This is a genomic window from Qipengyuania proteolytica (assembly GCF_019711565.1).
GTDB classification, from domain to species: Bacteria; Pseudomonadota; Alphaproteobacteria; order Sphingomonadales; family Sphingomonadaceae; genus Qipengyuania; species Qipengyuania proteolytica.
Genome location: NZ_JAIGNN010000005.1, coordinates 1 through 15,974, shown reverse-complemented (window position 1 = coordinate 15,974; position 15,974 = coordinate 1). Strand labels below are relative to the sequence as shown.

Annotated in this window: 16 protein-coding genes; 3 read left to right on the top strand and 13 right to left on the bottom strand. The window is 55.0% G+C overall.

Going from position 1 to position 15,974, the window contains the following annotated elements; genetic code table 11:
- Positions 1-3 precede the first annotated feature (3 nt).
- Complete coding sequence (locus tag K3172_RS15375) at positions 4-378, bottom strand: hypothetical protein (protein ID WP_221591622.1); 375 nt, start codon at positions 376-378, stop codon at positions 4-6.
- Positions 375-836, bottom strand: a complete 462-nt coding sequence (locus tag K3172_RS15370; RefSeq protein WP_221591619.1) for a hypothetical protein — start codon at positions 834-836, stop codon at positions 375-377. Before K3172_RS15370 ends, K3172_RS15375 begins: the two co-directional genes overlap by 4 nt.
- 111 nt (positions 837-947) lie before the next feature.
- On the opposite strand from K3172_RS15370, the gene K3172_RS15365 reads away from it, so the two are divergent.
- The 3 genes from K3172_RS15365 to K3172_RS15355 are packed head-to-tail and all read left to right on the top strand — an operon-like array spanning position 948 to position 2,171.
- Positions 948-1,388: a helix-turn-helix transcriptional regulator gene (locus K3172_RS15365; RefSeq protein ID WP_221591617.1), complete on the top strand. Its 441-nt coding sequence runs from the start codon at positions 948-950 to the stop codon at positions 1,386-1,388.
- Positions 1,389-1,448: 60 nt separating this feature from the next.
- Positions 1,449-1,862, top strand: a complete 414-nt coding sequence (locus K3172_RS15360) for a hypothetical protein (RefSeq protein WP_221591615.1) — start codon at positions 1,449-1,451, stop codon at positions 1,860-1,862.
- Positions 1,863-1,886: 24 nt separating this feature from the next.
- On the top strand, positions 1,887-2,171 hold the full coding sequence (locus K3172_RS15355; RefSeq protein WP_221591613.1) for a hypothetical protein: 285 nt from the start codon (positions 1,887-1,889) through the stop codon (positions 2,169-2,171).
- A 30-nt stretch (positions 2,172-2,201) separates the two neighbouring features.
- On the opposite strand, the gene K3172_RS15350 is transcribed toward K3172_RS15355, so the two are convergent.
- The 11 genes from K3172_RS15350 to K3172_RS15300 all read right to left on the bottom strand — a co-directional run bounded on the left by K3172_RS15350 (position 2,202) and on the right by K3172_RS15300 (position 15,925).
- The gene (locus K3172_RS15350) at positions 2,202-2,747 is read right to left on the bottom strand and encodes a hypothetical protein (protein ID WP_221591611.1); all 546 of its coding nucleotides are present in this window, start codon (positions 2,745-2,747) and stop codon (positions 2,202-2,204) included.
- Entirely contained in the window at positions 2,744-3,922 is a 1,179-nt protein-coding gene (locus tag K3172_RS15345; protein WP_221591609.1) for a GIY-YIG nuclease family protein, read from the bottom strand. Before K3172_RS15345 ends, K3172_RS15350 begins: the two co-directional genes overlap by 4 nt.
- Positions 3,915-5,993: a DEAD/DEAH box helicase gene (locus K3172_RS15340; protein ID WP_221591607.1), complete on the bottom strand. Its 2,079-nt coding sequence runs from the start codon at positions 5,991-5,993 to the stop codon at positions 3,915-3,917. The genes K3172_RS15345 and K3172_RS15340 overlap by 8 nt, the downstream gene beginning before the upstream one ends.
- Before the next feature lie 54 nt (positions 5,994-6,047).
- Positions 6,048-6,815: a hypothetical protein gene (locus K3172_RS15335; RefSeq protein ID WP_221591605.1), complete on the bottom strand. Its 768-nt coding sequence runs from the start codon at positions 6,813-6,815 to the stop codon at positions 6,048-6,050.
- Between the two features lie 254 nt (positions 6,816-7,069).
- On the bottom strand, positions 7,070-9,838 hold the full coding sequence (locus K3172_RS15330; protein ID WP_221591603.1) for a class I SAM-dependent DNA methyltransferase: 2,769 nt from the start codon (positions 9,836-9,838) through the stop codon (positions 7,070-7,072).
- Positions 9,839-9,891: 53 nt separating this feature from the next.
- On the bottom strand, positions 9,892-10,452 hold the full coding sequence (locus K3172_RS15325) for a hypothetical protein (RefSeq protein ID WP_221591601.1): 561 nt from the start codon (positions 10,450-10,452) through the stop codon (positions 9,892-9,894).
- A gap of 10 nt (positions 10,453-10,462) precedes the next feature.
- On the bottom strand, positions 10,463-10,741 hold the full coding sequence (locus K3172_RS15320; protein ID WP_221591600.1) for a DUF4258 domain-containing protein: 279 nt from the start codon (positions 10,739-10,741) through the stop codon (positions 10,463-10,465).
- Position 10,742: 1 nt separating this feature from the next.
- Positions 10,743-11,639, bottom strand: a complete 897-nt coding sequence (locus tag K3172_RS15315; RefSeq protein WP_221591598.1) for a helix-turn-helix domain-containing protein — start codon at positions 11,637-11,639, stop codon at positions 10,743-10,745.
- A 191-nt stretch (positions 11,640-11,830) separates the two neighbouring features.
- Positions 11,831-12,919: a competence protein CoiA gene (locus K3172_RS15310; protein ID WP_221591596.1), complete on the bottom strand. Its 1,089-nt coding sequence runs from the start codon at positions 12,917-12,919 to the stop codon at positions 11,831-11,833.
- Positions 12,920-12,936: 17 nt separating this feature from the next.
- Positions 12,937-14,088 carry an HNH endonuclease gene (locus K3172_RS15305; protein ID WP_221591593.1) on the bottom strand — a complete coding sequence of 384 codons (1,152 nt, stop codon included), beginning with the start codon at positions 14,086-14,088 and terminating at the stop codon, positions 12,937-12,939.
- Between the two features lie 346 nt (positions 14,089-14,434).
- Positions 14,435-15,925, bottom strand: coding sequence for a hypothetical protein (locus K3172_RS15300; protein ID WP_221591591.1), 1,491 nt, complete (start codon positions 15,923-15,925; stop codon positions 14,435-14,437).
- Positions 15,926-15,974 lie beyond the last annotated feature (49 nt).

Sequence of the window (15,974 nt, the reverse complement as noted above, 5' to 3'; positions counted from 1 at the left end):
GTATCAGCGTTTGGCCTCCAAAACGAACTTTATCCGTCGTCTGATTTCCCGTTCATCAACCTCAAGAACTGCGGCCAATCTGGACACGGTAACCCCTTGGTCGATAGCTCCAAGAATGAGAGCGTCTTGCTCGGCCTTGAGGAGCAAAACTTCGATCCGCAATGCCATGCGACTGGCCTGTAGGGCCTTCACTCTTGCTGCTCGTTCCTTTGCGTGTTGACGCTCGATTTTTGCAAAGGCTGTCTCGTGTCCCTTTGTCCTGCGAGTGATATGGCCTTTCATTCTTCCGGCAGTCCCGCGCGACATACCTTTCGCCACCATCGCATCAATCTCGGACTTGGCCTTTGTGGCCTCCTCGGGAGTGTATTTCTTCTTCATGCCGACACCTTTGCCAAGATGATGGCTTCTCGAAGCGATTGGCGAACTTCGGACGGTCGCGGCGTAGACGGCATGACGAACCATTTGCGGAGTGGCTTGTCTAAAGTCGCTCTAACCAACATCTCGTTGGAGAGCCGTTCACGCCACAATTTCGAGGCCGCACGATCAGGGAAAAACTCCGCGCAAAAAACCGCGAAACCGAGTGTGTTGATTGCCTCGCTTCGAGCGTCACGGATGCGCCCATCCAGATGCTTCCATCTTCCAGCGCTAATCTCGAAATCTTCGCCTTCGATGAGGTAGTCGCTAACTTTCCATTTTCCCGACCACTCAACATCGCACCACGCCTGTTTGGTCAGTGCCCATCCGGGGTGGCCGGGATTGCTCGCGAGGATATCCGAGATATAGAATGCCTCGGCAACAGCCTCTTTCTTCGTAACTAATTTTCTGATTCCAACCATAGCGTCGTCCCTTTCTTTGCCGACGACACAGGGTTAGGCGAGACGAAGAGGCGGTATCGAAAACCTAGGTTAATCTCGTAATTTCAGCTATTTGGATATGTCAAAGGGAACATGAAATTCAGGGTTGATCTGTTCGGCAGCACGGAAATCGTTGATATCAATCGCGACCAACTTTTTTCGGCTCGTCAGGTTGCGGTGACGCTCGGTATCAGCGTTGAAACGCTTCGCCGATGGATCAAAGATGGCTCGTTTCCGCGCTCAATAATTCACTCCTCGGTCAAACGGCAAGATTTCTGGCTAAAGATCGATGTATTGGAATTTCAGAAAATTTGGCTTCTTCGGTCGTTCGAGCCGAAGAAACGAGCGAGATTCAAGAATCTCGACGCAATCGATCATGAGGAAGAGAAGAGATACGCTCGCCTACCTCTGCATGATCAGGGGCTTCAGAAAAGTTTTTCCCGGATGTTTGCTCTGATCCAGAATGATCCGAAGGAGCTTGCGAGAACCAATCCAAACTTGCAAAGGTGGTTGAAGTTTAAGGGCTACATTTGACTGGGCGAAGGTCAGATCGAATTTTGTAGACAAATCCGCGTTTCGTGAGACTTCGTGGTGATGGACGACATCACCCAATACAGATCCATCGGATGGGACTTCGATTTTGTAATCTATCAGAACCCGAGGTCTGCCAAGTTCTGGGATTACATCGAGCGCAACGAACACGATCAGCGCCACTACATCATCACATTCCGCACTGGTCGCTTATTCGATCGTCTCTGGTATGACCTCGACGGGGCAGGCTCCAAGCTTCTGCCTTTCCATTTTCGCGGAGTTGAGGGAATTCCGGAACACATCTTCACTGCGTTCGAGAATGGCAAGCGATCGGGAATGGAGTTGCTCTACTGGAAGGGCAAAATGTGCAAAACCCTTGGTTGTGAGGTTCTGATTGATGATGCGGAAATTCATGTCTGGCCGGGATGCGCACGCCATAACATTGAATGGCTCCATCCCGACATGGTAGCGCTTTGAGTTTGATGCTTCGGGAGAGATGCGATGCATAAGTTCACCGACGACGATGCTGGCTATCTCCGCTGGATCGGCAACCATCCAGACGGGTTCGTGCTAAACATCGAGCGCGGCGAGCGTCCCGACTACGCGGTCCTACATCGTGCGACTTGCTCGTCCATCTCACGGGTTCGAGAAGACGGTGCGTATACCGCACGGAACTACAAAAAGGTCGTTTCGGATAGCCTCGCCGACATCCGCGCTTACACCAAATCCATGGGCCGCAAGGACCGTGACTTCTCGAAGCTGTGCGGCCACTGCCAGCCTTTGTGAGTGCGCTTCTCGCAGGTGAGAAACCAAAGATTACTCGTCGGGCGACGATGCCTCCTCAATCTGCCGAATTTGCTCGTCGGTCGGCTCGGGTGCGGTAGTTTCCATTATGTCTACTGGCTCGTCGTCCGGGAAACCGTATTCCGCATTGATCTCGGCTTCTATCGCGTCTGCTGTCTCCTGAACTTGCCGCTCTACTTCGCGCGCAACAGCTTCCCCTTTTAAGAAATGCTCCAACCCCTCGGGATCACATGCCTCTAGGTATCGCTGTTGATGAATAGCTCCCATCACATCGTTGTTCAGATCGACAATGGTGCTGAACCACTCATCGCCGATTTTCACCGCAACAAAATTTTTGAAGCCGACATACGCGCCCATGCGGTTTTTGCCGTTTATTTGGCCGCAGACAGCGCCAGTATCGGTCGTTCGCACTTCGCGAAATTTCGCGCTGTCGGGGTCGAGGAGATTATAGGCGACCGCATCCTGTGCGTTTTGGGTTGGGTTACTGCACCCTCCGAGCATCAGGATCGCAAAGAAAAACAGTCGCTGCACTTTGTCTTCCCCAAAAGCGGTGATCATACTGGAACAATGCGGGCTTGGCTCGGATCGTAGCGGTAATCGGTGATCGAGCCATCGCGGATACGCTCAACTGCCTCATTGATGGCGTCCAGTGGCACGAGAAACCACTCACGCGGCTTGATCATTGTGCCGAACCGGTCGGGGATTTCCAGATCGAGTTGCGCCGCGCCAAACACGCGGTGGATTAGCTTTTCGAGCTTGGTGCGGTTAATATTGAACAGCCGATATTGGGCGACGATCTCGACATTGGCCATGAGGAATGTCGGTTGAAGGTGCGCGCCAGCGATGCGCTTCTCGACCTTCATGTTGGTCACACCGATCTTGTGCACCAGTTCGCGGTGCTCTGCGACCACCGGGTGATCGGACTTGCTGCGAAGGACATAGATAATTCCGCTAGCTTGATCCCCGTCCTCTGCTTGGCCAGAAAATAGGGGGCCAGCTTCGGGTTCGGTGATCCTGCGACCGGCCTCGTCCTTATTGAGCGCGCGCTGCAAGGACCGCATGAGCATGTTGCTCTGCGTGCCGTTGTCAAAGATCACTCGAAGGCGCGCGTCTGACCGACCCTGATCATTGATGAAGATGTCGTCCATCTCGGCGACATAAGCAGTCTGTCCGCCCACGATGAAGAAAGCGCCGGGACGAATCTCGGCCTTGAGTTCAAATGGCCTCGTCTCCCGCTGTCCACTTTCAAGTTCAGATTGGACTTGCTCGAAGAGCGGTTTGAACTTGGCGAAATCATCGCACTTCTCACGATGCGCGACTTCCTCTGCTGCCTTCCGTTCTTCGGCGGTCGGGACATGGCGAAGGACGCGAATATCGTCCTCGCCCGAGGGTTCGATCCCAAGCTCGGCTAGCAGTGACTCGTCGTCGATTTCATCCGCTGGTGCGGCGTCCTCTCGCGCTCCAACGAGCAGCCCGTGTTTGTCCATCCCTGCAAGAAGCTCTCGGCATTCTTCGAGGGCGCGGAGCCGGTCGAGACGCACCGCATAGAGGCGCTCGAAAATATCCCCATCTTCGCCATGTTGAGGCGCGCGTCCGTGCTCCTCGAAGAAGCGCACAATGTCCTCAAAACCCGCAATTATACGCTCTTCGCGCGCCGTATATGTGCGTGCCTTCTGCTCCTCAATCTCGATCCCAAGTTCGTCGAGCAGTTCGTCGTCGGTAAGTTCAGCCATTAGACTTTTCTTGTGCCCGATAGCGAGCGAATGCGGCAACCCCTTCTGCCATTCGCTTCTCCCAAGCATCTTGCGAGGTGATCTCGGGCAAGCGGCCACGCTGGCGCTTGAACTCTACCGCACGGTTGGCAAGTGAACGCGCCTCTTCCGGCGAGATTTTGACCTTCTTGGCCGAGATTACTGACTGCACCTGTTTGAGGACGGTTTCGTTCATCGACTTGGCGAGCACCGCATAAGCGGTCTCGAACGGATTGATGCTGTCGATGAGATCGATGTCGAGGTCGCGCACATCCATCGCGAACTTGCGGACGCCATCGATCAACGCCGTGTTGACCTTGTCGTTATCACCTTTCCCAGCATCGATCCCACTGGCAATTTCCTTCGCCTTCTGGGTGAGGTTGAGTGCGGCGATTGCGTGCTGGCGCACGGCTTCTTGATCTTCTTCGCTCAACTCCGGGTAACGGTCGCGGACGATCTTACCCATCTTCAATTGGGTAAGTTCTTGCGGGACTGTTTCCTCATTGAACATGCCCTGTTCGAGGTTGTTCTTGTCCTGCACGAACTCGGTGATGACCTCATTGAGGTCTTCCTTGCAGATACGCTGGGCTTCGTCGCTCTTGGGCTCGACCAGCCCCTTGATCTCGAAGTGAAGTTGACCCGTGGCTTCGCGAACACCGACATTGGTCTCACCTTCCTTGTAGCCACCGGGGCCATAGTCGAAGCCTTCTAGCGGGCCCGTATTCTTCGGGGTGAAAGTGAAGCGAGGAGCGAGCACCTGCTCCATGAGAAGGCTGGCGGCGATGGCTTTGAGGGTGTCATTGATAGCCCCTACAACTGCCGCCTCCGAGGCGTCGGGTTCGGCAATCAAATTGGTGAAGGAAGCGCTTTCCTTGCCGGGGGCATCGCGAGTTGCGCGACCGATGATTTGGATGATCTCGGTCAAGCTCGACCGATAGCCGACAGTCAGTGCGTGTTCGCACCAAATCCAGTCGAAGCCTTCCTTGGCCATTCCAAGCGCGATGATAATGTCCACATGGTCGCGGTTGTTGCGGTGGGAGGGGTCTTTTAGAGCCGCCAACACCTTCCCGCGCTGCGCGAGGTCAGTGTCATCAACGAGATCGGCGATTCTCAAGGTTCGCCCATTGGGCAGCCTGACAATATGGAAGCCGGTTGCGTCATCAACGCCAGTCCATTCGCCCAGCGCCTCCATGATGTGGTTGACCTCGGAGACCTTGCCGATCTTCGGGTTCTCGCGCGCGTTCACGGAGGGAATATGCACGATGGTCTTCTTGTCGGGATCGAGCACCGCCTCGATGGCTTCAAGATAGCGTCCGGTGTAGAAGAAGTAGCCGATGTTGAGCGCCTTGAGGTGCTCGTAGCCGTTCAACTGCTCGTAATAGGTATAGGTGACCGTCTCGAATTTGGCCTCATCCTCCGGAGTGAGGACTGGCACTGCATCGCCCCGGAAGTAACTCCCTGTCATAGCGACGATATGCGCTTTGTCGCGGCGTATGAATTCCGTTAGCTGGCTACCAAGGCGACTGTCTTCGCTCGCTGAAACATGGTGAAACTCGTCCACCGCGATCAGCCGATTATCGAACGCCTCCACGCCAAGTTGCTCAACGGCGAAGCGGAAGGTCGCGTGGGTGCAGACAAGCACCTTGTCATCGCTGGCGAGGAACTGGCCGACCGCCTTGATCTTCGACGGATCGACCCGCTCTTCGTCCGGTCCCGGCGCATTGCACAAGTTCCACTGCGGCTTCACCACCCAGTCCGACCAGAAGCCAAACTTGGACAGCGACTCGTCCATGAATGATCCTCCGATGGACTTCTCGGGGACGACGATGATCGCCTGTTCGAGACCCTGATTATGCAGCTTGTCGAGGGCGATGAACATCAGCGCGCGGGACTTGCCCGAGGCAGGCGGCGATTTGATCAGCAGATATTGTTCGCCGCGCTTGGCATAGGCGCGCTCCTGCATGGGGCGCATGCCCATTTCATTCGACTTGGTGGACGCGCCAGTTCGGGCAGTCTGGAAGGAGACGGCGGGGATCGGTTTGGATGAAGTCAACAGGTCGGCCCCTCGGATAAGCAATGTGCGAAAATGTTGTTCGGTGTCGGTCGCTTAAAGTGGCATGCCATAAAACAAAGCATTTTGCGCATTCGCTATCTCAAACGATTTGTCTGAATGTTTGTTAACTCTGGCGGTGAAAGGGTGGATGTCCAATCTCAATTTGATCGGCGAAAATTCGGCGAGCCAAATCTTTAATCTCGCTCTCCTATCGGCGGAGAGTTCCGCAGCCAGTGCAGCCGCAGCGGAACAATCACCGGTCTCCGACGCATGTTTTAGAATTTTGAGAGCGGTTGATTGAGCCACATGGTCTTTCTCTGCTCCCCTCAAAGCACCTAGCAACTGGATAAGCTGACCGACCGTCCATGCCTCATCCAATCCATGTTGCTGGTAGCGCCCAGTAAGTTTCCTTGTTCGCTCTGCTTGTTTTTCTGCATTGGTCTGCACCGCCCGCTTTGCGCGGCTTGCCTTGATCTTTCCGGGCAGCGGCTTACCGGAAGCTTTAAGGTTTGGCGGTATGCAGGCTGCGCCCAAGATTGGAAGAAATAAGCGCCTGTCATCTAGACCGTAAAGTTGAGCCTTCGCTCCATCGATCCTGACCATCTTGCCGAGGAACGAGTCGGCTCCTCCGCCTACCAAAACTACCAGCTTCTCTTTTTCACCTACTTCAATTGAAAGAAGCGTCTGGCTACGATCCTCACGGATTTCGGAGACCACAACCACACCAAACAAATCATCCGTGTCGCCAAAGTTGGTGGGCAAAAAGGGTTTTTTGGACGAGATCGAAGCTCTGCGTTCTTCATTCGGGACGCGGCGGTCCATGCACCCGTGTAGGCCCCACGGTGGTCCAAGCGGCGGGTCAATCCACACACTGCCGCCATTATGTCGGATGAAGTATACCTCTTGCCGACAGTCAGGGCAGTTCGTCTTCCTACATTCGCCGTCACTTGAGGTGCGAAGCGTTGGTGACCCAGCACGACCAGTATATTCGCTGCATCCACCATTCGTATGGAACGGCCTCACTGCACCCTCGTAGAATCGAAATTCAATGGCCTGCCCGCACTTATTGCAAATGCTCAAGCCGCTCTCTTGCCGGTCATCTTGGTGTAGAGTTCGAATAGCTTTTCGAGGCGTTCGGTGTCGTTGCGGAAGCGGCGACCAATGTAGATGCGTTCGAGCACTTCGTCGTTTTCCTCATGGGCTCGGCGGAGGTCTGAATACTTTTCATCCATCGCTTCGGGATCGTAAAGATCGGCGATGGTCGCCGGGAAATGGGCTTCACGGGCGAGAAGGATGTTCTCGGCACAGCGAGTGAGATCGGCCCTGTTTTGCTCGGTAAGCTTGGGGATTGGAAAGGTGTTCCAACCAAGGGTGTTGGAGTAGGAAAAGTCGGTCCTCATACGGACGCAAACCGTGCCAATCCAAACCCAGTGAATTCGCGACGCAATTAACGCCAATGCCCAGATTGGGCCATTATAGATGGCGAAATTTCTATCGCCGATAATTTCACCAGCAGGGGTTAGGCCAACAGGTAGAAAATCGCGATTTTCGGAGCTTACTCGAGGTATTACAACGGCGGTTTCGGTGCCCGCCTGTCTAACCTCGCCGAACCGATGGGGAATAGTAGAAAGTTCCCTTGTAGTTGCGCGCGGCGAGGCTGCTCGCAATTTCGCGATTGCGTCAAAACGATTTGCAAGAGACTGATGCTTCGAAGCGTCCTCAACTTCTCCTTCGCTCACCCAAATGCATCGACGCTCGAGTCCACGGATAAATTCCTGCGAGCCGAGGAAGCGCCTAACGAAATGACGCGGGACTCCGGCTTCAAGAATGAGCGTTTCTGCCTCGTCTCGGGTTAAGAGCAAATGGCCGCCTTCATTCGGCATGTTTCCGAAGCTCATCTCTGGCAATCGGTTAAGAGGACGACTGGCTGGCTGGACTATTACGCTCGGACCATTCACGAGATACGGACTGATATTCTCCGCGTCTCTCGATACTGTTTGTCCGTCAGATTCCGAAAAGAGATATTTCGGTTGTGAACTACGGCGGCGAACGCCGACAATCACCACGGTCACACCAGCATTGTGTGATGCGAGATTGGCCCACTTGAAGCTTGTGTGCGCGAAACAAATTTCGCTGCCCATTTTGAAGATTTCGTTCCAAAGCGCATCAACTTGGCGACCCTGACAAATCGAGTTTGTGGACACAAGCGCTGATGTTGCAACTGTTTGGGTGCCATAATCTGCGGCTTTGAGAAACCACCCCGCAACATAGTCGAGGGATTTCCAATTTTTTATGCGGCCCTCGCAAACTCGGCCCAAGTCGGCCTTTTGCTCGTCAGTCTGCCACTGACTTCCGAGATACGGCGGATTTCCACAAATGTAGGTCTCGCCCCCAGCATTTTCGAAGTCGATCTCGGATTGGTCGAGCGGAGTTTCAAAAAGATCGTCACCACGCACCTTCACGGCTGTCCCGGTTGGCGGACAGATGCTCAACCAGTCGAGCCGAAGCGCGTTGCCGCAAGTGATCCAGTTCTCGGAATCAAGCGGTAGGAACTCGGCTAGAGCTTCCTTCTGACCGCGATAGAGGACATCGCATTGATACTCGGCGATAATGAGCGCGAGGCGGGCAATCTCGGCGGGGAAGTCGCGCAGTTCGATACCGCGAAAGTTGGTCAGCGGAATTTCAGTTTTCCGGTCAGACTCGCCACGACGCTTGTTAATCTCCGCTTCGATGGCCCGAATTTCCTTGTAGGCAATGACGAGGAAGTTGCCGCTGCCGCAGGCCGGATCGAAGACCCTGATCTTCGCCATGCGATTGCGCAGGTTGAGCAGCTTGCGTGAATTGTCGCCTGCCTCCTCCAACTTGGACCGAAGGTCGTCGAGGAACAGCGGGTTTAGCACCTTCAAGATGTTCGGCACGCTGGTGTAGTGCATGCCGAGCGCGCCCCGCTCCTCATCGTCGGCAACAGCCTGAATCATGCTGCCGAAGATATCCGGGTTGATCTTCGTCCAGTCGAGATTGCCGATATGGATCAGGTAAGACCGGGCGATCTTGCTGAACACGGGCACATCGGTTGAACCGCTGAACAGTTCGCCGTTCACATATGGGAAGCCACCCGCCCAAGTCTTGATGCCTTGCGCCGTCCGATCGGCATGCTTCGTGTTCATGGCGCGGAAGAGTTCGCCGATGACTTCGTGGGTGATCTCGTGAGCGCCTGAACTCATCCGCTCGACCGTTTCGGTGAACCGATACCCAGCGTGGAAGATATCGGTATCCTCGGCGAAGAAGCAGAAGATCAACCGCGCCATGAAATGGTTCATGTCGGTGCGGCGCTCGGGGCTCGCCCATTCCGGATTATCTTGCAGCAGCGTCACATAGAGCCGGTTCAGCCGACTGGTCGCGCGAATGTCGAACGAGCTTTCGCGAATTTGCTGGACCGTGGTGATGCCCGCGAGCGGCAGGAAGAAACCGAAGTGGTTCGGGAAATCGGCATAGTCGCAAGCGACGGTCTCGCCGCTGGTCAGGTCTTCGGCCTGAAACTCCTCGCCATCGGTCGCGAGGATGAACTTTGCCTTGTTCGTCGCTGTCTTGGGGCTCTCGCGTAGCGCGGTGAGCGTCTGGCCAACCTCATCGGGCGAGCATGTCGCGATGTGAATGTTGCTGCGCTGAAGGACACCGCCCGCAAGATCGGACTGGTTGGTGCCGCCTTTCCCGTCCTTCCGCAGCCGGTCGATAGTCGTTTTCTTGTTTCCGAAGGCGGTGAGGAACGCGAAGGGGAACTCGGCCCGATCAAACGGTTCCGAGGCGAGTTGGGTGACGGCTTCTTCGATCTCGACGGGGTTCATGGTTGAAATCAGTAAGCTAGGAGGCGGCGAGCGCCAAGTGACGGATGGGAATGTTACGCACCTCTGATGTTAAGCGGCAAATTAAAGGAGGAAATTAGACCGTGCTCCAAGCCCACGCAGCCGCTGATGGGAAAGCCGTTCCAAATGAGGTCGGGCGGGGTGGCGTAGTAAAGCTCGATCAGAACGCCCTCATCTAGCGTTTCCAACAACAATGTGTTCATTCGCTGGTTGGTGCGCTGCGTGGGGCCGGGTCGGCAATATCCATAGAGGCGTTGGGATAAAGAGCGCGATGCGACGCCCAGATAATGGACCACCCCTTTCCATGCATACGCATAAACTCCCGGCTCTCTCGGCAGCGAAGGCATGGTGATCCCCCTGACGGAGTGGGTAACATTTCCCGCAAGCGAGAATCCTCCGGAGCACAGTCGTTCGACTAAAAGAGGCGGCTTCTTTGGTGTGGGCCTCGGTTCAATCCGCCGATCCACCCCGGCGAGCAGGCCCGCTTTCTGGCAAACATTGTAGGCAAATTGGTAGCTGATGCCGAGTTCGCTTGCGATTTCGGACACCGTGCGCCCCTGTTTCGCAAGAGCACGAATTTTTTCTGACTTGCTCATACCGGCTTCCTCAATTGATTTTCAGCAGACGGGACTGCTGACGATCTCGGGCGTGGTAAGCAGTGACGAGATAGCCTTCCGCGACTACCAGTCTCTTACCTTCGATGCGCCGAAGGCGTTTTAGAAAGGCCTTCAACTGTCTCTCAACGAGCGCGACATCTTTCTTCCGCACGAGGATGCCATCTCCGACTTCCGTTCCGATTGCGAGAATAAGGTCGAGATCATCGGGGTGGATACCTCGTTGTGCCATGCGGGTAATCGCATGAGAGGTGAGAGCCAGTGCCGCCATTTCACCCTCCCAACCCAAGGAGATCGCCTTCTTCGAATTCCGCGATCGCCTGTTCGCCTGCCTCGACAGCCCACTTGGCGATTGCCTCGCTTCCGGCATCGCGGATGCGCTGCGGCAATTCATGAAGCCGCGCTCGTCCGGAGAGGATGTGCTCCGCCGCCGCTTGGTTCCCACCCACAAGGTTCAACACATCCTCGCTCGCTACACGATAAGCGAAGTGGTTCCATCGCGGCGTCCAATACTCGAACTCCGCTGTCTCGCTTGATTGCGTGGCCAGCGACTTGAGAAATTGAACCCACGGATTTTGCTCGGAGGGCTCATAATCTTCGGGTTGCGCGTCTCTCGAAGCGAGCAGGCCGAAAAGGTCGTTCTTGTCGATTGACTGCTGCTCGGCTGTCAGCGGCTCATCGCCTCTCCACCCTTCCAGATAATAATCGGCGAGGTGGCTCGGAGCCTCGACTCCTTCTAGTTCTGCTAGCTTGGCATTAATTGCATCCAAACGCGATTGCCGTTCGCGTAGACTGGCCTCGGCTGCCCAATGGAATAAGAATGGCGCGAGATCGAGGATGTGTTCCGGTTCGCAGTCATATCGATCTGCGACGATACGGAGCGCGTTGCGAGCATCGTCAGCCATCTTGATGCGAAATATCGATCGGCGCGAAAAGAAATCGGAAGACGGCTTATCCTCCTCAATGTCGTCTCCCATCAACCTGTCCGGTTCGACGCCGAGAGTGTCAGCCAGTTTCTTCACCGTAGAGAGATGAGGGCGAAGCCGCTTACCTTTCTCGATTTGGTGAATGGTAGATTGCGTGATGCCAGATGCTTCTTCCAATTGTCGAAGCGTTAGCCCCCGACCAGTCCTCACCTTTCGGAGGTTATTTCCGTTAACTTTGTGCATGGGCGTTTTCTCCTACTTTCAGGAGAATACGCGCATTCTGAAGGAGAGGTCTATAATCGTGTTATGGGCCAAAACAGACAGTTGGCTTATTTTCAGGGAGAATTTGCGCTCATATAGGCGTTTTGCAGGCGAAAATTTCTAAACGCGCACGGCAGCACATAGATCGGTCCGAAATTTGAGCGTTTGCGTGATCATTCACGCACGAGCCACCACTCGGGCTCACCATCTTGCCAATCGTCGCTCGACTGAATTAGCTGGGACCAATCCCCAGTCAGGCTAATGGGAAACTGGCACAGGGCAGTTGCCTCATCCCGATATCCTAGCATGAAGAAGTCACCTGTGAGCCTGTCGCAACCCAAGCAGCCGTTGCTGAAATAACGCTCCCTCATGGTGCGGCTGTAGCGGACTTTGAGATGGCTCTGGTCGAAGCTTTCGGGAAGCTGTGCTCGAAGCTGCCCAATCAATCCCTCAAACTGCGTGAGGTCGCGAAGCGAGACCTCTAATGTTTCGCCAGCAATCAAAAGATCGACCCCAACAATGATGTCGGTGATGACGCCGCATTCTTCGCAGTCTGCTTCGGCTGTAATCACCTTGGCGATTCCGGTGTCGCTCACATCCGTGATGCGCCCCCATTTCAAGCGTCCTCTCAAAGCAGCTTTGATGAAGTCGGACATCGAAAAGTTCGACTTCCAACCCCGCATTTCTCGCCGATCGGTCCGGTTCATGCTCCCCCACCAATAGGGCAAGAGTGCACGAAACCCTTCGTCCAAGCTGCCTCCAATACAGGCAGCGGGAAAGTCTTTGCTCACTGCAAACCCCGGCTGCCGAAGCAGCCAGAGGCCCCTCACACCAGATCGGCGATACCGTTCTTGGCGACGCAAGGTCTCGTCATCGACCTGACCCGACCACTGGATTTCAATGGCGACTTTTGCATTACCTTTGGTGGCCAACACATCCGCTCGCCACTCTTCGCCGTCAGGCGATGTCCCGGCGACCTCCGCTTCGGCATCCCATCCGCACTCCCGAGCTATCTGCACGGCCATTGCTTTGAGAACCCGATGCTCCTCGCCCTCATCAGCAGTCAGGCATGGGCCAATCTTCATGTGGGCAAAGAATTGAGTGCCTCTGCGGGACTTCTTGAGGACGACCGGGGAGCCGCAACAGGGCATACGCAAGTGCCGTCGCTTGCGATTTTCGTCCTTGAGTCCATCCCAGTCGTCGGCGGTCAGGTCGAACGCCTGAATTCGCTGACCGCTATCGTCCAGACAACTGACCGGCATTCCTCATTTCTCCAAGGTCAGTCGGACCCAAAGTGATGTTGGGTGCGATGCCATGCCAGTGCCTTCGAACTCGGGTGATCCGCGGCATCTGTCGGAGTTTGGAGGCTCTTGCCGGAAAGGTGGTCGTAATCGGAGCCAAGTAGACGATCCGAAACTACGACCTGATTGCTGTGATTAATCGCCATGAGTCCGAGGTCGAATAGGGTATGGATGTCCGCGCGGAGCAACAAACCGTTGGTAGTGTGATTGGTCTCCGGGCCCAGATATGGGTGAATATGTGCGGCTTCTAAAAGGGCCTCGATTGCACAACCAGTTACTGCGCACTGTCCATCATACGCTCGCATAAGAGCCCTTCGGAAGGCTCCTTGTCCCTGTCGCCGAGCAACTGACGCCAAAACTTTCTTCCGACCGTCTTCAACACTTGCGGGATCAAACGGGTCGGCTTCGAACTCTTCGACACCTTCGACCACATTATCAATTCGTTGGAGAAGAAAGCGACTTGGCTTTCCGGGCGAATGGGAAAGGTATTTGAATCGACCTTCGAGCTTGAATCCGGCTTTCGGATGTTGGCGCTTCGACTCTCTGTAGAAGACGAGAAGTTCGTCGCCATTCGCTTGATGATCGATGATTTTTGAATCAGTTCTGCCGCTGGTTTGCCCCTCCCAATGCAACAAATCGCCTTCGAGGTGATCCCGATATTGAGTGCGGTCGTTGGTCTTGTCGCGTGTGACGAAGAGCCAAATCGAACGATAACCACTCGGGCGAAATACACCGGTATTGATCGTGGCATCGGTGATCGAAAATATCTCGATCAAATCCTCGCGTGGGTAAATCTCTCCCACGACCAACTGATCGGAGGCAAAGGAAGCGGTTTGCGGAGGACCATCGGAGACAACAGTAAAGCCGAGGCTTTCAAGTTTAGGCCGAACGGTGGCATCCCCGCCGACAAAATCCTGCCATGTCAAATGTCCTCGTTCAGGGTGCTGAATGCCATAAGCGACGCCCGCTATTGCCTTGCTGTCGTAGAGCTTCCCATCGTTGGAAACGAAGTAGGCGCGCGCGGGGCGGAAGCCGTATTTTTTAAGAAACGGTCCGCGACCGATCTGGTCGTATTCGTGCATTGCCTGTCGAACGGCTTCTGCACTCGTCAGTTCGCCAAGACCCGCCATCCATTTTCCCCTAACTATTCGGACTCACAGCAAACAGCGTGGGCTGGTCCGTTCCCAAAGCCGCGCCTCTGTTTTGTCGAGATAAATAACTGATGAAAAGCCCTCATCCACTTGCCGACCTTCTCCGTCGTGTCCGTCCTCAACCTCAACCGGCGTTCGTGGTGGCTGAAACTATCTCCTTACCTACTGGTCCGAATGAATGCCGAGAGACAAAAGCAGACCGACTACGCCAATGGTGCCTTGCGAATTGTAAGGGTCGATGGCGACCTCTGGAACGCTGGACGAATGGCGCGGTGAGGATCGAGTTCGAAGACCCCACCGACGCCACTCTCTTCCGCTTATCGCATTAAGCGGCTTTCTTTAGCGCCCGCTTCCTAGCTCTATCTGCGCGCTTTCGAGCCGCATCTTTTGCCCTCTTTTTGCGGTCATGCTCGGCTTGCTCGTTGGGCGAGCGGTCCTTCGGCTTGGGGCCGCGCTTTTCCTTTCCGGGAATTGCCGGTCCTTCCTCCACCAGAGCGACGCTTGCGGTCACATAGTCGAGCCCGTCGAAGTAGTCCTTGAGATAGAGGGCTTGCGCGCGGTCGAAGACCCAGAGGTGCACAGGCGAGCAATTATCGGCATCTCTAATGCTGGTGCGCGTGACGAATTGGAGGATTGTTTCATGCTCGATGCTCTGCTCCCAAGCTTCGCGCTCAATTTGCAAAACCTTCAAGAGGGACGCTTGGGCTGACGAAGCTTTGGCCGAGTAGATGATCGCGGCATGACTGACCTTATGATGGAGATTGGTGCCAGCCTGTTTTGGCTTGAGGTATTTCTGTCCGTCCAATCCCGCATCTCCCAGAATTTCGGCGGGTGTGGACAGCCCTCTCTTTTTCGCATTGTGCTTGTTGTTGGCGGTCCAGATATGGTCGCGTCCGCTCAATTCTTTGGACAGCCTCTCCCCGATCTCACCAAGCATCAGTTGCCCAGCATCTAGCTCGAACAGGTTTCGACTGGCTGTCCGGTCTTCCGAGAAGTAATTGATGTGGACGCGCCGTGCCTGAAATTGTCGCTTACCTTTCAGAGACGGCAGTTCCTCCCATTCTATCTCGTCGAGATTGAGAGCTTCGGAGATGCGGCAGCCAATGTCAGAACGGAAGCGATTGCCGAGCAGCGTGATCCTCTTAAAGGGGGCGAGTTCCCATAACGAGAACGCACTCGCCCAACCCCATTTGACCTCGCGATTTTTCATCGCCGACCACTGGGGCAGATTGCATAGCACGAACCGGCGTGATCCCTCCTGCGACGCTTCAACCACCCGGCGATGAAATACCGCTAAATGGTCGTGAGATTGATCTGCTCCGACATCAGACGGCGAAAGGGTCAATCCTGCGGCTGTGGCAATGACTTTGGACCAGCAACCTTCGAAGTGCTCCAACAGGTAGTGCTTTTCGAAGAAGGCTGCGTCGAGGTGAGTCCGCTTCTCTTCAAAGTCGAGAAAGGCAGGCACCTCGTCCACGATGATTTCCCAATCGCGGAAATCTCGAAAATCGCTGCGCAGCATTGCGGCGTGAGTGGCGATTACGATCGCATGGTCACGCAGCCGATGCCTATCGGGAAGCGCCTCAATTTGCCGGGACACGGAGCCCAAGCGGTCACGATCGTCGCTGGAAATGGTTTCGATGACGGGAGCAGTTCCATGGATGGCAGCGTGCTTGTTCATCCATACCTTAAGTTCGCCGAAGCTGTTGATCCTTTCGGTGACGAAGAGAACTTTGCACTTGCGGTTTGTAATTGAATTTATCGCCCGCTCGGTTTTACCCTGTCCTGCGGGAGATTGATCGAAGTGAACTTTCATAGGTCTCCTATAATTTCAGTTTGTCCGATCATAATATCATCGTCCCACG

What these genes read in the sequence shown, in the direction of transcription:
- K3172_RS15305 (WP_221591593.1), bottom strand. Translation starts at nt 14,088, where the DNA reads ATGGCGGGTCTTGGCGAACTGACGAGTGCAGAAGCCGTTCGACAGGCA.
- K3172_RS15365 (WP_221591617.1), top strand. Translation starts at nt 948, where the DNA reads ATGAAATTCAGGGTTGATCTGTTCGGCAGCACGGAAATCGTTGATATC.
- K3172_RS15330 (WP_221591603.1), bottom strand. Translation starts at nt 9,838, where the DNA reads ATGAACCCCGTCGAGATCGAAGAAGCCGTCACCCAACTCGCCTCGGAA.
- K3172_RS15375 (WP_221591622.1), bottom strand. Translation starts at nt 378, where the DNA reads ATGAAGAAGAAATACACTCCCGAGGAGGCCACAAAGGCCAAGTCCGAG.
- K3172_RS15360 (WP_221591615.1), top strand. Translation starts at nt 1,449, where the DNA reads ATGGACGACATCACCCAATACAGATCCATCGGATGGGACTTCGATTTT.
- K3172_RS15325 (WP_221591601.1), bottom strand. Translation starts at nt 10,452, where the DNA reads ATGAGCAAGTCAGAAAAAATTCGTGCTCTTGCGAAACAGGGGCGCACG.
- K3172_RS15310 (WP_221591596.1), bottom strand. Translation starts at nt 12,919, where the DNA reads ATGCCGGTCAGTTGTCTGGACGATAGCGGTCAGCGAATTCAGGCGTTC.
- K3172_RS15370 (WP_221591619.1), bottom strand. Translation starts at nt 836, where the DNA reads ATGGTTGGAATCAGAAAATTAGTTACGAAGAAAGAGGCTGTTGCCGAG.
- K3172_RS15315 (WP_221591598.1), bottom strand. Translation starts at nt 11,639, where the DNA reads ATGCACAAAGTTAACGGAAATAACCTCCGAAAGGTGAGGACTGGTCGG.
- K3172_RS15320 (WP_221591600.1), bottom strand. Translation starts at nt 10,741, where the DNA reads ATGGCGGCACTGGCTCTCACCTCTCATGCGATTACCCGCATGGCACAA.
- K3172_RS15345 (WP_221591609.1), bottom strand. Translation starts at nt 3,922, where the DNA reads ATGGCTGAACTTACCGACGACGAACTGCTCGACGAACTTGGGATCGAG.
- K3172_RS15355 (WP_221591613.1), top strand. Translation starts at nt 1,887, where the DNA reads ATGCATAAGTTCACCGACGACGATGCTGGCTATCTCCGCTGGATCGGC.
- K3172_RS15335 (WP_221591605.1), bottom strand. Translation starts at nt 6,815, where the DNA reads ATGGACCGCCGCGTCCCGAATGAAGAACGCAGAGCTTCGATCTCGTCC.
- K3172_RS15350 (WP_221591611.1), bottom strand. Translation starts at nt 2,747, where the DNA reads ATGATCACCGCTTTTGGGGAAGACAAAGTGCAGCGACTGTTTTTCTTT.
- K3172_RS15300 (WP_221591591.1), bottom strand. Translation starts at nt 15,925, where the DNA reads ATGAAAGTTCACTTCGATCAATCTCCCGCAGGACAGGGTAAAACCGAG.